Consider the following 14,158-nt stretch of genomic DNA (forward strand, 5'->3'; position numbering starts at 1 on the left):
GGGGGCCCGCGGCGCGGGGGGGGGGGGGCCCGCCCCGCCTTTCGGGGGGTTTTGGTTGGGCGACTATGCCCAACCCACCGTGCGCGGCGCGCCGGGACAGGAGGGGCCGCGACTCGAGCGCGCCAGCGCTCCAACAGCACAGCTAGACTGCGGGCGTGCGTCCCGTCGAAGCGGTCGGCGCCGTCGGGGCGGGAATCGATCCGGCACGAGCGCCTGCGCCAACGCCACCGTCTCCGCCGACGGTTCCGGTCCGGCCCCTGCGTTTCCGCGAATTGCTCGACGAGCCGTTCGCCCTGATCCAGGCCCATATCCGGGCGTTCGCGGCGCTCGGTGGCTGCGCCCTCGTGCTGACCGTGCTCGGGGTGCTCGGCGTCACCGGATTGGTCTCGCACCTGACCGACGGCTCCGACAACGGCACCGCGTTGGCCGCGGTCTCGGCGACCGCGGCCGGTGTGTGGCTGCTGCGGTTAGTGCTGCGCGGCACCACCGTCGCCATCGCGCTCGCCGACTTCGGCGGGGTCCGTTACGACGCGCGCGCCGGGTTGCGGGCTGCCGCGCGGCGGGCAGGGCCGCTGGTTCTCGCGCAGATCATGTTCACGCTCACCGGAATCGGGGTGCTGTCGGTCGGCAGCCTGCTGATCTTCACCTATCCCCTGGCGTTGATCTGGCTGTCGTATGTGCGGGCGCGCCGGTTCGTCGTCGAGCCGGTGATCCTCGCTGAGCAGGCGGGTTTCGGTGTCGCCGTTGCCCGCTCGAAAGAGCTGGTGCAGGGTGCGGACTGGTCCGTGGCCGGCCTGTGGCTCACCCAGCGACTCATCTTCGCGGTACTCGCGGTGCCCGCGTTCGGCATTCCTTTCTTCCTGTCCGACTTCTCCGGCACGCATCGCTGGGCTTTCATCACGCTGCTCGTCGGCGGCCTGCTGCTGGTGGTGACGGTCAGCGAGATCATCGAGGCGACCAGCCGGGCCGTCTGCTACATCGACCGCCGTTGCGCCCGCGAGGGCATGGACATCCGGATACCAGGTGAGACCCGGTGACCGACAACAACTTCCCCCGCCCCGAACACGACGCTCCATCGCCGCGTCCCCACCTCGAGGCACCCCACACCAGCGCCACGCCACAGCCCTACCTCGAAGCGCCCCCGAACAGCGCCCCACCACAACCACGCCTCGGCGCCGCCGCCGACCATCGCGCCGCCGCGGAGCAGGCCGCAGGCCGCCGCGATTACGACCGCGCACTGCGGGAACGCTTCCGCGCGGTCCTGCGCGCCCTCGAACAGGGCGGCACCCTCCCGGTCCGCCGATCCCGCACCGCGCAGGAGACCGCCGACGACGCGACCACCGCGCTGCCGCTGGAACAATCCACCGAATTGCACCCGGCGGCACGCAGTTTCGACGAGGTCGTCTACGGCGGCCGCACCGCGACCGAGGACGAATACCGCAGGCTCGAATACGCCGACCGGTACTCGCAGTCGGCGCCCCCACCGGTCGACGAGCCGGTCGAACTCGAGATCGTCGAACGGGAGCCCAAGCGCCGCAGGCAACTTCCACCACTTCCAGGGCTGCTCCGCAATCCCCGCTTCTGGGCCACGCTGGCAGCCGGACTTGCACTGGCCTTGCTCCTGTACGCCACCTTGCAGTCGTGCGGCGCGCCCGACGCACCCGACGCGCCCGACCCGCCTGCGCCGCCTGACCCGCCCGATCGACCCGACGACTTCGACCCCGATTTCGGCGAGGGCAAGGACTCGATCTTCACCCGGCTCCCCGGCTGGCTGGCCTTCGGCGGCCTGCAGTTCCTGATCGCCTTCGTCGCGCTGATGTGGTGGCGCGGGCGCAGGCGCGGCGCACTCGTCGGTGAACCACGACCGGTCGAAGTCGCCGCGAACGAACTGCTCGCGGGACAGGCTGGTCTGTACCGTCGCTCCGGCGACGTCGCCCACGTCGCGCGGACCCTGCGCACGGCGACCCTGCGCCGGATCCGCCCGCGCCTTGGCGCACGCGAACTCACCGACGATCAGCTCGTCGAGACGGTCGCCACCCGCCTCGGCGTGCCGGCCGAGCAGATCGGCACCGTCCTGTTCGGCCCGGTGCCGGACGAGACGACCCTGTATTACGTTGCCGCACACCTCGAATGGATCGAGACGGAGCTCTGATGACCGACAACACTGTCCTGCAGAAAACGCCGAGTGCCGCGGAGGCCGGTGCGGCACTGGCCGCCCTGCGCACCGAGATCGGCAAGGCCGTGGTCGGCAACGACCAGGCCGTGCTGTATCTGGTGCTCGCGCTGCTGTGCCGCGGCCATGTGCTGCTGGAAGGCGTGCCGGGCGTGGCGAAGACGCTGCTGGTCCGCGCGCTGGCGACCTCGCTGGCGCTCGATCACGCCAGGGTGCAGTTCACCCCCGATCTGATGCCCGGCGATGTCACCGGTTCGCAGATCTACGACCCGCATTCGGCCGAGTTCACCTTCCGGCACGGCCCGGTGTTCACGAACCTGCTGCTGGCCGACGAGATCAACCGCACCCCGCCCAAGACGCAGTCCTCGCTGCTGGAGTCGATGGAGGAGCGCCAGGTCTCGGTGGACGGTCAGCCCAAGCCGCTGCCCGACCCGTTCGTCGTCGTCGCCACCCAGAATCCGATCGAGCAGGAGGGCACCTACCCGCTGCCGGAGGCGCAGCTCGACCGGTTCCTGTTCAAGGTCGACATCCGGCTGCCCGAGCGCGACGACGAATTCCGCATCCTGCAGCGGCACGCGAACGGCTTCGATCCGCGCGATCTCGCCGGCGCCGGGCTGCGGCCGGTGGCCGGTCCCGAGCACATCGCCGCGGCCCGCGCCGCGATCGCGCAGGTGACGGTGAGTCCCGAGGTGCTCGCCTACATCGTCGACCTGTGCCGCGCCACGCGCAGCTCGCCCGCCGTCGCGCACGGCGCGTCGACCCGTGGCGCGACCGCGCTGCTGGCGGCCGCGCGCGCCTTCGCCTGGCTGAACGGGCGCGCCTACGTGACGCCCGACGACGTGAAGACCGTGGCGGTGGCGGTGCTGCGGCATCGGCTGATGTTGCGGCCCGAGGCCGAGCTGGACGGGGTCAGCACCGAGGGTGTGCTCTCGTCGTTGCTGGTCTCGGTGCCGGTTCCGGTGTAGCGGCGTGGTCGTCACAGGCCGGTTCGCGCTGCTCGCCACGGTCGCGGCGGCGCTGGTGATGTTCCTCGCGCCGTCGTGGGTCGGCGTGCTCGGCGCGTGTGTCGCGCTGTTTGCGGTCGGGCTGTTCGATGTCGCGCTCACCGCGCGCGCCGGCTCGCTCACGCTGACTCGCGACCCGCTGACCGTCGTGCGGCTGGGCCGGAGCACCGAGATCGAACTCGTGGTGACCAACACCGGCACGGCGATGGTGCGCGGCATGCTGTGGGACGCCTGGCCCGACAGCGCCCGCGCCGATCACCGCACGCATCACCTCGCGCTGGCGCCACGCACCCGGATCCGGTTGCGCACCAGCCTCACCCCGACCTATCGCGGCGACCGGGTCGCGGGCCCGGTGACGGTGCGGCTGCTCGGCCCGCTGGGGCTGGCCGGTCGCCAGACCCGCGTCGACGTGCCTGCCAGGGTGCGGGCGCTGCCCGCGTTTCGCAGCGAACGGCTGCTGCGGTCGAAGGTGAAGCGGCTGCATCATCTCGAGGGCCGCAATGTCGCCAACACCCGCGGGCAGGGCACCGAGTTCGATTCGTTCCGCGAGTACGTGGCGGGCGACGATGTCCGCAGCATCGACTGGCGGGCCACCGCCCGCGCCGCCGACGTCCTCGTGCGCACCTGGCGGCCGGAACGCAACCGGCACGTGCTGATGGTGCTCGACACCGGTCGGGCCAGTGCCGGACGGGTCGGCGATGGCACCCGGCTCGATTCCTCGATCGAAGCGGCGCTGCTGCTCGGTGGGCTGGCCGCGGCCGCGGGCGACACCGTCGACCTGCTGGCCTACGACCGCCGCGTGCGCGCCGAGGCGACCGGCGCGAGCGGACATCAGCTCCCCCTCAGACTTATGCACACCCTCGCCGGCGTGACGCCACAGCTTGTGGATACCGACACGACGGGCCTGGTGCGGACCGTGATCTCCCGGGTGCGCAGGCGGGCGCTCATCGTGTGGTTCACCAGCCTGGACGGGCCGACGGTCACCGAGCATCTGCTGCCCGCGTTGCCGACGCTCACCCGGCGGCACCGGGTGTTGATCGTCTCGGTCACCGACCCGGACGTCGCCGCGGCCGCCCGTGACCGTTCCACCGCCGACGCCGTCTACACCGCGGCGGCGGCCGAGACCGTACTGGCCGAGCGGGCCCTGGTACAGGAATCACTGCGTCGACGTGGGGTGCAGGTGGTCGCCGCGGCACCGGACCAGCTGCCCGAGGCACTGGCCGACGAGTACCTGGAACTGAAGCAGTCGGGTTCCCTGTGAATGGTGGACAGCCGAAGTTGTCCACCGTCACTCACAGTCCATCCACCGCCTCGCCAACATGTTGTGCACAGGCGATTTCATCCACAGGGCTCAGCCGCGCGAAAGCTGCTGTCGCCGAGCCAGAACCGCACCGAGCACGTGGTACGGCGGGTATTCCGTCGGTACCGGGCGCTGCACGGCGGCACACACCGCCGCGACGAGCTGGGTGCCGAGGTGGTGCTGCGCGGCCGGTGTCAACGTGCGCAACCTGGTCAGATACTGACGCACCGCCCCGGCCAGCTCGTCGGACATCCCGCCCGGATCGAGTTGTGCCGCCCAGCCGGTCAACCACGGCGGCGCGACGGCCAGCGCCGGCATCGGCAGGGTCTGCCGGGTGTGCACAACCACGGTCCCGGCGAGCACGTCACCCACCCGCTTGCCGTCGCGTGAGCACAGCGAGCTGATCACCGCGACAGCGCCGAACGCGCCGAGCATCCAGAAATCCACAATCGCGCCTGCCAGCCCGCGGGTGAGCGCGTGCCGGAAGTCGATCGGCCCGGCGTCGGCGCGCACGACGCGCAGCCCGAACGCCAGCTTTCCCAGTGAGCGCCCGCGCGAGACGGTTTCGCTGGTCACCGGATACGCGACGAGCACGATCACCAGCGTGACGACGGCGGTGACACTCCACCACGCCGAATCGGCCTCGGCCGCGAGCAACAGCATCAGCCCGCCGTAGGCGAGGGTGGCCGCCAGCCCGAGCTGGATGAGCAGGTCGAGCAGAAAGGCGCCCGCACGGCTGGGGATGCGCGCGATCGGGAGTTCGAGCGCCACCGCTTCGCCGGTGGTGAATTCGGCCATGTGGCTAGCATTCCCGATATGGACACCGATGCCTACAGCTGGGCGCATCAACGGTCGTGGCATCGGTTGGATCAGCTGGTCCGCCAGCGCAAACTCTCCGGGGCCGAGGCCGACGAACTGGTCCGGCTGTACCGGGCCGCGTCCCAGCAGCTGGCCAAGCTGCAAGGTCACCACCCCGATCCGGAGCTGGTGTCCGGGCTCAGTGCCCTGCTGGCCAGGGCAAGAGGACGGGTGCTGGCCGCGCGGTCGCAGCCGTGGCGCGAAGTCGGCCGGTTCTTCACCCGGCACTTTCCCGCGGCGGTGTATCGCGCCTGGCCGTGGTGGGTGAGCGTGGCCGGGATCTTCCTCGCCGTCTCCGCCGTGATCGCCGTCCTTGTGGACAACTCGGCGGCGGCGCGAAAAGCGTTGGGGATACCCGAGGGTGACACCTCGATCATCACCGGACCGGGTGGCGCGTTCGAGACCTACTACTCGGAGCACCCGAACGACGCCTTCGCCGCACAGGTGTGGACACACAACTCGTGGGTGTCGGCGATCGCCCTGTTCACCGGTGTGCTGATCCTCCCGGCTGTGTATGCGCTGTTCATGAATGCGCTGAATCTGGGGATAACCGGTGGATTGATGTCCGACGCGGGACGGCTGGAGTCGTTCTTCGGATTCATCCTGCCGCACGGCACGCTGGAGCTGACGGCGCTGTTCGTCGCGGGCGGGGTCGGGCTGAAACTCGGCTGGACACTCGTCGACCCGGGTCGGCGCAGCAGGGCGGCCGCGGTCGCCCGCCAGGGCAGGGTGACCGCGACCGTGGCACTCGGCCTGGTCGTCGTTCTGCTGGTGTGCGGTCTGATCGAAGGCTTCGTGACCCCGAGTCCGCTGCCCGCCCCCGTGCGCATCGCCTTCGGCTTCGCCGCCGAGACCGCGTTCCTCTTCTACGTTTTCGGCCTCGGCCGCCGGGTGGCCGACGAGCAGGACGCAACGGCTGCCACGCCCACGGCCCTGCCGGACCCGGCGGATCGCTGGCTGCCTTCGGCGCCAAAGTCGCTGGAGCGGGCCTGAACTCGCAGATGCACGTGCATTTGCGCAGCAGGCAACTCCGAGCACACCCCCGCCGAGACAGCTCCGGACAATCGGCAGCTACGCGAGGTAACGAGAAGGTTTCGAACTCCCCCATTTGAGTTCCGCTGGCCGCAGCGAGTCGGGCTCGAGCTGCGGCCAGCGTTACCGTCAACTGTACACAATCGTTATGCCCATGCAACCCCCAACGCGCAGGTCCGGCGTACAGATTGCGAACCAGCAAACATCTGTCGAACCACCGATTTTCACCGCCACAGCTAACTTCCGGCGGCTCACTCGACGGACACTCACCGACACCGGGAATTCACCCGCGGCAAACCTTCGACAACGAATCACCCGAGCTCGCGCGGGGATGTTCCCGCTGATTGCCCGAAGGTGAACGGGACCCCGCGCATAGCCGGTCACCTGGGGATTCGGCAACGGAATTTCTGTTTGCCGGATTCGAAACGCCGCAAAAGAGACTTCAAGTTTGTTTACAACGCTGCAAACAAGATCAGCACCTAGCAATCGGGCCGTAGCACCTGTCACGGGGCCTTCATTGGGCCAGATTACTGGTTGCGAACCGTCCGCCGAACGGCCCGAAATCGGCAGCGGAACGCCCGGAATACCGCCCGCACCGCGCGGTGTGATCTTCGCCTCACCAGCGACTTTCGAGCGCCCGCGGCGGGTAGGTCAGCCGATGCGGATGACCCAGGTCACAGCGCCTCGCGTCCACGGGGACCGTCTACGGTCGCCATATGCCCGGGGTCAAGGATCGCCTGCTCACGACCGTCGCCGACCAACTCGGTAATCCGCACGGAATGCTCGGCAAGGCAGTGGCTTTCGTTCTCGATCGCAGCAACAGGCGTGCCATCGCGGCGGCGGCCGACGCGGCGGCGACCCGGAGGCGATGGCGAAGATGCCGTTCACTCCTTATGGCCTCACCTTGCGCCCGGTCGACGGCGTCATCGCGGCTCTGTCCGGCGCCGGCTCGACCGTCGAGCGGCGCACGCCGGCGAACCCGCGTCAGAAACGACGAGAGGCCCGATCCGAGTGGATCGAGCCTCTGGTCTTTGTGGGCGAAGGGGGACTTGAACCCCCACGTCCTTACGGACACTGGCACCTGAAGCCAGCGCGTCTGCCATTCCGCCACTCGCCCGAGCGACTGGAAAAATCTAACATGCCCCGCGGCCGAAAATAAAATCGGGTCTCTGACCTGCGGTGATGCGAGCGGATTCGGCGCGGGAACCGGGTCGCTTCGCCGGGAGTTACAGGGTTGGAGGATCGTGGATATCATGCAAGGAACGTGGTCGGGTCCGGACACGCCGTAACCAGCGTGTCGACCTGGTCGGACACGCGCACCGAAGGGAGGGCTGTGATGGGCATCGTGTCGAGATTCGAGCGACGCCTGCAGGGCGCCGTCGGTGACGTGTTCGCGAGGGTGTTCGGCGGCAGCGTCGTTCCCCAGGAGGTGGAGGCCGCGCTGCAGCGCGAAGCCGCAGATCAGGTGCAAGATCTCGGCGGCGGGCACAAGCTCGCGCCGAACAGTTACGTGATCACGATCAACGAATCCGATCACGGAAAGCTCGACGCCGATCACGACCTCACGACCAAGGCGTTCGCCAAACACCTGCAGGATTACATCCGCGAGCAGGGCTGGCAGACCTACGGCGAAGTACACGTGGCGTTCGAGGCATCACCTACGCTGCACACCGGAATGTTCAGAGCGAGCGGCCGCGTCGACCCCGACGCCGGACGCGGGACCGCCCCACCTCGCCCCGAACCGCCACAACGACCCGCACACCCGCAACCAGGAGCTGGCCCCATGACGCACAACTCAGGCTACGAGCCAAGCCGAGAGCCCGCGGAGTCCGATCCACGCAACCGCGGGTACGCACCGCCGCCCGCCGGACGTGGTGCCGCTCCCGGCGCCTACCCCGACGAGTACGGCCAGCAGGGCGGCTACGGCGCCCAGCCCGGTTACGGCGATGCCGCGTACGGCCAGCAGGGTGGCGATTATCAGAACGGGTACGACCAGCAGGGCGGCGCGCAGTCCGGCTACGGCCAGCAGGGCGGCTACGGCGCCCAGCCCGGCTACGGCGAGCAAGGTTACGACCAGCAGGGTGGCTACGGCCAGCAGGCCTACAGCCAGCAGGGCGGCTACGGCGGCCAGCAGGGCTACGCCGAACCCGGCTACGACCAGCAGGGTGGTTACGGCCAGCAGGGCTATGACCAGCAGAGCGGCTACGGCCAGCAGGCGGGCTACGGCCAGCAGGGCTACGCCGAACCCGGTTATGACCAGCAGGGCGGCTACGGCCAGCAGGGTTACGCCGACCAGGGTTATGGCCAGCAGGCCGGTTACGGCCAGCAGGGCTACGCCGAGCCGGGCTACGGCCAGGAAGAACAGGCGGGCTACGGCCAGCAGGGTGGCTACGGCGCCCAGCAGGGCTACGGTCAGGCGGCCGCGGGCGCGGGCGCCGGGTACGGCGCGGCGCAGTCCAGCTACTCGGCCACCCTGCAACTGGACGACGGCAGCGGCCGCACCTACCAGCTCCGCGAGGGCAGCAACATCATCGGCCGCGGCCAGGACGCGCACTTCCGGCTGCCCGACACCGGTGTGTCGCGCCGCCACATCGAGGTGCGCTGGGACGGTCAGACCGCGATGCTCTCCGACCTGGGTTCCACCAACGGAACCCTGGTCAACGGCTCACCCGTGCAGGATTGGCAGCTCGCCGACGGCGACGTCATCCGGGCCGGACATTCCGAGATCCTGATCCGGATCGTCTGATCCCGTAAGCTGCGCGGTGCACGTCACGAGTCGACGCTGTCGGCCCTATGATGCTGCCATCACACGCACGGCCCCGACCTCGGGGCCCGCAAGCCAGCACGCTGGTGGGGGTGGTTCGCCCCGCACCTGCCGTACCGACGTACCCGGGCGAACAGGAGGTGGAACGCCGTGCAGGGATTGATCCTGCAATTGACCCGCGCGGGGTTCCTGCTGCTGCTCTGGTTGTTCGTCTGGGCCGTCCTGCGGACCTTGCGCAGCGATATCTACGCGGCATCCGGCATCCGGATACAGCCCAGGGCCGCACGCGGTTCCACGGTGCTGCCTTCCTTCAGCCGAGGCCAGAAGGGCGCCAAGTATCTAGTGGTGACTCATGGTTCACTCGCCGGCACTCGAATCACCCTCGGCACGCAGCCGGTCCTCATCGGCCGCGCCGACGATTCGACGCTGGTACTCACCGACGACTATGCCTCGACCAGGCACGCGCGACTGTCTCAGCGTGGTGACGACTGGTACGTGGAGGACCTCGGCTCCACCAACGGCACTTATCTAGACCGCGCGAAAGTCACCACCGCCGTCCGTGTTCCGCTCGGCACTCCGGTGCGAGTCGGCAAAACTGTGATCGAGCTGCGATCGTGACACTTGTTCTGCGCTATACCGCGCGAAGCGACCGGGGCCTCGTCCGAGGCAACAACGAGGATTCGGTCTACGCGGGCGCGCGCCTGCTGGCCCTCGCCGACGGCATGGGTGGCCACGCCGCCGGAGAAGTCGCCTCCCAGTTGATGATCGCCGCGCTGGCGCATCTGGACGACGACGAGCCGGGCCAGGACATCCTCGGCAAGCTCGACCGGGCGACCCGCTCCGGCAATGCCGCCATCGCCGATCACGTCGAGGCCGAACCCGAACTCGACGGCATGGGCACCACGCTCACCGCCATCCTGTTCGCAGGCGGCAAGCTCGGCATGGTGCACATCGGCGACTCGCGCGCCTACCTGCTGCGCGACGGCGAACTCGCCCAGATCACCCGCGACGACACGTTCGTGCAATCGCTGGTCGACGAGGGCCGGATCACGCCGGAGCAGGCGCACACCCATCCGCAGCGGTCGCTGATCATGCGCGCCCTCACCGGCAACGAGATCGAGCCGACGCTGATCATGCGCGAAGCACGCGCCGGTGACCGGTATCTGCTGTGCTCCGACGGCCTTTCGGACGTCGTGAGCGACGAGACCATCGGCAACACCATGCGCGAGGGCAACACCGACGAGTGCGCCGACCGGCTCATCGAGCTGGCGCTGCGCAGCGGCGGGCCCGACAACGTCACCGTCGTCGTCGCCGACGTGATCGATCTCGACTACGGCCAGAGCCACCCGATCGTCGCCGGCGCCGCCTCCACCGAGGAGGAGGAAGACACCCCGCCGCCGAACACCGCGGCGGGCCGGGCCGCCGCGATGCGCCCGCCGCGCGCGCAACCGCGCCGGGCCGCCACCGCACCGCCGCCGCCGGAACCGAAGTCGCACAAGCTGCGCTGGCTGCTGCTCTCGCTGGCGCTGATCGCCGCGGTCGTTGTCGGACTCGTTGTCGGCTACAAGATGATTCGCAGCAACTACTACGTGGGCGCCGACAACGACCAGGTGGTCGTGATGCGCGGCCTGCCCGGTTCGATCCTCGGCTACTCGATCCACGATGTCGAGCTCACCGGCTGCGTCAACAGCAAGGGCGAGCTGACACTGGTCGAGGCGGGCAAGACGGCGCCGGCAGGCTGCAAGAAGCTGATGGTCAGCGACCTCAAGCAGACCGGCCGCGACCAGGTCCAGAAGGGCCTGCCGCCGGACTCGCTGGACAAGGCGCGCGACAGCATGAAGATGCTGGCGCGCAACGAACTGCTGCCGCCCTGCCCGAAGAAGGAATCGGTGCCGCAGCCCGGCGTCCTGCCCACCGAGCAGCCGCCTGCGATCCCCGGTGGCGCACCGACTCCCGGCCCTGATCAGCCCGCGACGCCGACCACCACCCCGGCCGCTCCGACGACGACCGTCCCCCCGACAACTCCGCAGATCTCAGGGGAGAACTGCCGGGTGACGGACTGATGTCCGCACCGGCACCGCCGTCGGCTGGGGCTTTCCCCAGCCCCCCTGGCGGATTCGCGCCAGCACCACCCCCGTCGACGCGACGCAACCAGGAGTTGCTGTTGCTGGCGGGGGCGGCGGGGATCACGACGGTGGCGCTGTTCATCGTGGAGGCGAGCCAGGAACAATCGATCACCTGGGACATCGTCAAGTACGGGCTGGCGTTCCTCGCGCTGTTCGGGATCGCGCATCTGGCCGTGCGGCGGTTCGCGCCGTTCGCCGACCCACTGCTGCTGCCGATCATCGCGCTGCTCAACGGTTTGGGCCTGGTGCTGATCCACCGGCTCGACCTCGCGGACGCGCAAAAGGCCGTGTACGACTCGAGCCCGATCCCCTCCCCCGACGCCAACCAGCAGATCATGTGGACCGGCCTGGGCATCGTGGTGTTCATCACCCTGCTCATCGTCTTGCGGGACTACCGCACGCTCGCGCGCTACACCTACACCCTAGGCCTGGTCGGCCTGGTCGCGCTGGCGATTCCGGCACTGCTGCCCAGCCGGTTCTCCGAAGTCAACGGCGCCAAGATCTGGATCCGGCTGCCCGGATTCAGTGTGCAGCCGGGCGAATTCGCCAAGATCCTGCTGATCGTGTTCTTCGCCGGGGTGCTCGTGGCCAAGCGCGATCTGTTCACCGCGGCGGGCAAGCACTTCCTGGGCATGGAGTTCCCGCGGCCGCGTGACATGGGCCCGATCCTGATCGTGTGGGTCGTCTGCATCGGCGTGCTCGTCCTCGAAAAGGACCTCGGCACTTCGCTGCTCATCTTCGGCACCGTGCTGGTGATGATCTACATCGCCACCGAGCGGGTGGGCTGGCTGGTCATCGGCGGCGGGCTGCTCGCGCTCGGATTCGTCTTCGCCTACCAGCTTTTCGGGCACGTGCGAGTGCGCGTGGACACCTGGCTGCATCCGTTCGACGACTACCACAACACCGGGTACCAGATCTCGCAGTCGCTGTTCGGTTTCGCGACCGGCGGCTTGGCGGGCACCGGGCTCGGCAGCGGACGGCCGCAACAGGTGCCCTTCGCCAAGACCGACTTCATCGTCACCACCATCGGTGAGGAGCTCGGCCTGATCGGGCTCACCGCGGTGCTGATGCTGTTCCTGATCTTCATCGTGCGTGGGCTGCGGACCGCGCTGGCCGTGCGCGACAGCTTCGGCAAGCTGCTCGCGGCCGGCCTGTCGTTCACCATCGCGATCCAGGTGTTCGTCGTCGTCGGCGGCGTCACCAAGCTGATCCCGCTCACCGGCCTGACCACGCCGTTCATCTCCTACGGCGGTTCGTCGCTGCTGGCGAACTACGCGCTGCTCGGGCTGCTGATCAAGATCTCCGATGCCGCCCGCGCGCCCGCACCGGCGCGCAAGCGCGGCCCGGCGCCGATCGCCGAGGCGCCGACCGAGATGTTCCGCAGGTCGGAAGGCAGGGCGAGCGAATGAACACTCCACTACGTCGCGTCGCCGTCGCCGTGATGGTGATGGTGGTCGCGTTGCTCGTGAACGCGACCTACCTGCAGGTGGTCAAGGCCGACGATCTGCGTAGCGATCCGCGCAATGTGCGCGTGCTGCTCGACGAATACGCACGCCAGCGCGGTCAGATCTCCGCGGGCGGCACCGTGCTCGCGAGCTCGATCGCCACCGACGACCGGTACAAGTACCTGCGCCAGTACCCGAGCACCCCGCCCGCGTACGCGCCGGTCACCGGCTTCTACTCGATGCAGTACGGCAAGACCGGCCTCGAGCTGGCCGAGGACCCGCTGCTCTCGGGCAACGACTCGAGCCTGTTCGGCCGCCGCCTCATCGACATGTTCGCCGGGCGTGACCCGCGTGGCGCCAACGTGCTCACCACGCTCAACCCGATGATGCAGCAGGTCGCCTACGAGCAGATGACCTCGAAGGGCTACACCGGCGCCGTCGTCGCGATCGAGCCGAGCACCGGCAAGATCCTGACGATGGTCTCGACCCCGAGCTACGACCCCAACGAGCTGTCGGGCCACGACGGCGCCGCGGGCCGGGCCGCGTGGGAGCGGCTCAGCACCGACCAGAGTCAGCCGATGCTCAACCGCGCCGTCTCGCAGACCTACCCGCCCGGGTCGACCTTCAAGACCATCGTGACCGCGGCCGCGCTCTCCAACGGCGTCGCCGGTCCCGACGACCAGTTCACCGCGGCGCCCACCATCACCCTGCCCGGCACCAGCACCACGCTGGAGAACTACAACGGCAGCACCTGCGGTGACGGGCCGACCGCCAGCCTCTACGACGCGTTCCGGCGCTCCTGCAACACCGCGTTCGTCGAACTCGGCGTGAAGGTCGGCGCGAGCGCGCTCAAGGACGAGGCCGCCGCGTTCGGTATCGGCCCGCACCGCGGTGTACCGATTCCGGTCGCCGAGTCGACCGTCGGCCCGATTCCCGACAACGCCGCCCTCGGCCAGTCGAGCATCGGTCAGCGCGATGTCGCGGTCACCCCGCTCGACATCGCGGTGGTCGCCGCGACCATCGCCAACGGTGGGACCAGGATGCAGCCGTACCTGGTCGACCAGACCCAGGCGCCGGACCTGTCCGAGCTGAGCAAGACCAAGGCGGTCTCGGTCGGACAGGCCGTGAGCCCCCAGGTAGCGTCGACCCTGACGAATCTGATGGTCGCCTCGGAGGCCAACACCGCAGGCGGTGGCCGGTCGCCGTACCAGATCGCGTCCAAGACCGGCACGGCCGAACACGGCAGCAATCCGCGTAACACCCCGCCGCATGCCTGGTATATGGCGTTCGCGCCCGCGCAGAACCCGAAGATCGCCATCGCGGTGATCGTCGAGAACGGCGGCGACCGGGCGCTGGCGGCCACCGGTGGTTCGGTGGCCGCTCCGATCGCCAGGTCGGTGCTGGATGCCGGCCTGGCAGGGGGCTGAACGAAATGAGTGTGCGAGTGACAACACGG

Annotated in this window: 11 protein-coding genes and 1 tRNA gene; 10 read left to right on the plus strand and 2 right to left on the minus strand. The window is 69.1% G+C overall.

Translation table 11 applies throughout. The annotated features are described in order from the left end of the window. Positions 1 to 155 precede the first annotated feature (155 nt). Genes ACWF82_RS25760 through ACWF82_RS25775 form a run of 4 tightly spaced genes read left to right on the plus strand, consistent with a single transcriptional unit; the run spans position 156 to position 4,438 of the window. On the plus strand, positions 156 to 1,037 hold the full coding sequence (locus tag ACWF82_RS25760; RefSeq protein WP_452505150.1) for a hypothetical protein: 882 nt from the start codon (positions 156 to 158) through the stop codon (positions 1,035 to 1,037). After that, the gene (locus ACWF82_RS25765; protein ID WP_452505152.1) at positions 1,034 to 2,152 is read left to right on the plus strand and encodes a DUF4129 domain-containing protein; all 1,119 of its coding nucleotides are present in this window, start codon (positions 1,034 to 1,036) and stop codon (positions 2,150 to 2,152) included. The genes ACWF82_RS25760 and ACWF82_RS25765 overlap by 4 nt, the downstream gene beginning before the upstream one ends. Further along, positions 2,152 to 3,138 (plus strand): AAA family ATPase, encoded by a 987-nt coding sequence (locus tag ACWF82_RS25770; protein ID WP_452505154.1) that lies wholly within the window; start codon positions 2,152 to 2,154, stop codon positions 3,136 to 3,138. Before ACWF82_RS25765 ends, ACWF82_RS25770 begins: the two co-directional genes overlap by 1 nt. A 4-nt stretch (positions 3,139 to 3,142) precedes the next feature. Continuing rightward, the gene (locus ACWF82_RS25775; protein ID WP_452505156.1) at positions 3,143 to 4,438 is read left to right on the plus strand and encodes a DUF58 domain-containing protein; all 1,296 of its coding nucleotides are present in this window, start codon (positions 3,143 to 3,145) and stop codon (positions 4,436 to 4,438) included. Positions 4,439 to 4,528: 90 nt separating this feature from the next. On the opposite strand, the gene ACWF82_RS25780 is transcribed toward ACWF82_RS25775, so the two are convergent. After that, positions 4,529 to 5,275: an RDD family protein gene (locus tag ACWF82_RS25780; protein WP_452505158.1), complete on the minus strand. Its 747-nt coding sequence runs from the start codon at positions 5,273 to 5,275 to the stop codon at positions 4,529 to 4,531. An 18-nt stretch (positions 5,276 to 5,293) separates the two neighbouring features. Between ACWF82_RS25780 and ACWF82_RS25785 the strand changes: the two genes are divergently transcribed. Beyond that, positions 5,294 to 6,328: a stage II sporulation protein M gene (locus ACWF82_RS25785; protein ID WP_452505160.1), complete on the plus strand. Its 1,035-nt coding sequence runs from the start codon at positions 5,294 to 5,296 to the stop codon at positions 6,326 to 6,328. Between the two features lie 1,073 nt (positions 6,329 to 7,401). On the opposite strand, the gene ACWF82_RS25790 is transcribed toward ACWF82_RS25785, so the two are convergent. Continuing rightward, positions 7,402 to 7,484 (minus strand) — tRNA-Leu (locus ACWF82_RS25790). Between the two features lie 219 nt (positions 7,485 to 7,703). On the opposite strand from ACWF82_RS25790, the gene ACWF82_RS25795 reads away from it, so the two are divergent. The 5 genes from ACWF82_RS25795 (at position 7,704) to ACWF82_RS25815 (ending at position 14,129) form a co-directional block, all read left to right on the plus strand. Continuing rightward, positions 7,704 to 9,113, plus strand: a complete 1,410-nt coding sequence (locus tag ACWF82_RS25795; protein ID WP_452505162.1) for a DUF3662 and FHA domain-containing protein — start codon at positions 7,704 to 7,706, stop codon at positions 9,111 to 9,113. Positions 9,114 to 9,281: 168 nt separating this feature from the next. Next, positions 9,282 to 9,749 carry an FHA domain-containing protein FhaB/FipA gene (locus ACWF82_RS25800; RefSeq protein WP_110037970.1) on the plus strand — a complete coding sequence of 156 codons (468 nt, stop codon included), beginning with the start codon at positions 9,282 to 9,284 and terminating at the stop codon, positions 9,747 to 9,749. Then, positions 9,746 to 11,194, plus strand: a complete 1,449-nt coding sequence (locus ACWF82_RS25805) for a PP2C family protein-serine/threonine phosphatase (protein ID WP_452505164.1) — start codon at positions 9,746 to 9,748, stop codon at positions 11,192 to 11,194. The genes ACWF82_RS25800 and ACWF82_RS25805 overlap by 4 nt, the downstream gene beginning before the upstream one ends. Further along, a complete protein-coding gene (locus tag ACWF82_RS25810) occupies positions 11,194 to 12,666 on the plus strand; it encodes an FtsW/RodA/SpoVE family cell cycle protein (protein ID WP_452505166.1) in 1,473 nt (490 codons plus the stop codon). Before ACWF82_RS25805 ends, ACWF82_RS25810 begins: the two co-directional genes overlap by 1 nt. Then, entirely contained in the window at positions 12,663 to 14,129 is a 1,467-nt protein-coding gene (locus ACWF82_RS25815; protein ID WP_452505168.1) for a peptidoglycan D,D-transpeptidase FtsI family protein, read from the plus strand. The genes ACWF82_RS25810 and ACWF82_RS25815 overlap by 4 nt, the downstream gene beginning before the upstream one ends. Positions 14,130 to 14,158: the final 29 nt, after the last annotated feature.

The sequence above is a fragment of the Nocardia sp. NPDC055053 genome, from assembly GCF_053608285.1.

What these genes read in the sequence shown, in the direction of transcription:
- ACWF82_RS25785 (WP_452505160.1), top strand. Translation starts at nt 5,294, where the DNA reads ATGGACACCGATGCCTACAGCTGGGCGCATCAACGGTCGTGGCATCGG.
- ACWF82_RS25770 (WP_452505154.1), top strand. Translation starts at nt 2,152, where the DNA reads ATGACCGACAACACTGTCCTGCAGAAAACGCCGAGTGCCGCGGAGGCC.
- ACWF82_RS25815 (WP_452505168.1), top strand. Translation starts at nt 12,663, where the DNA reads ATGAACACTCCACTACGTCGCGTCGCCGTCGCCGTGATGGTGATGGTG.
- ACWF82_RS25795 (WP_452505162.1), top strand. Translation starts at nt 7,704, where the DNA reads ATGGGCATCGTGTCGAGATTCGAGCGACGCCTGCAGGGCGCCGTCGGT.
- ACWF82_RS25810 (WP_452505166.1), top strand. Translation starts at nt 11,194, where the DNA reads ATGTCCGCACCGGCACCGCCGTCGGCTGGGGCTTTCCCCAGCCCCCCT.
- ACWF82_RS25780 (WP_452505158.1), bottom strand. Translation starts at nt 5,275, where the DNA reads ATGGCCGAATTCACCACCGGCGAAGCGGTGGCGCTCGAACTCCCGATC.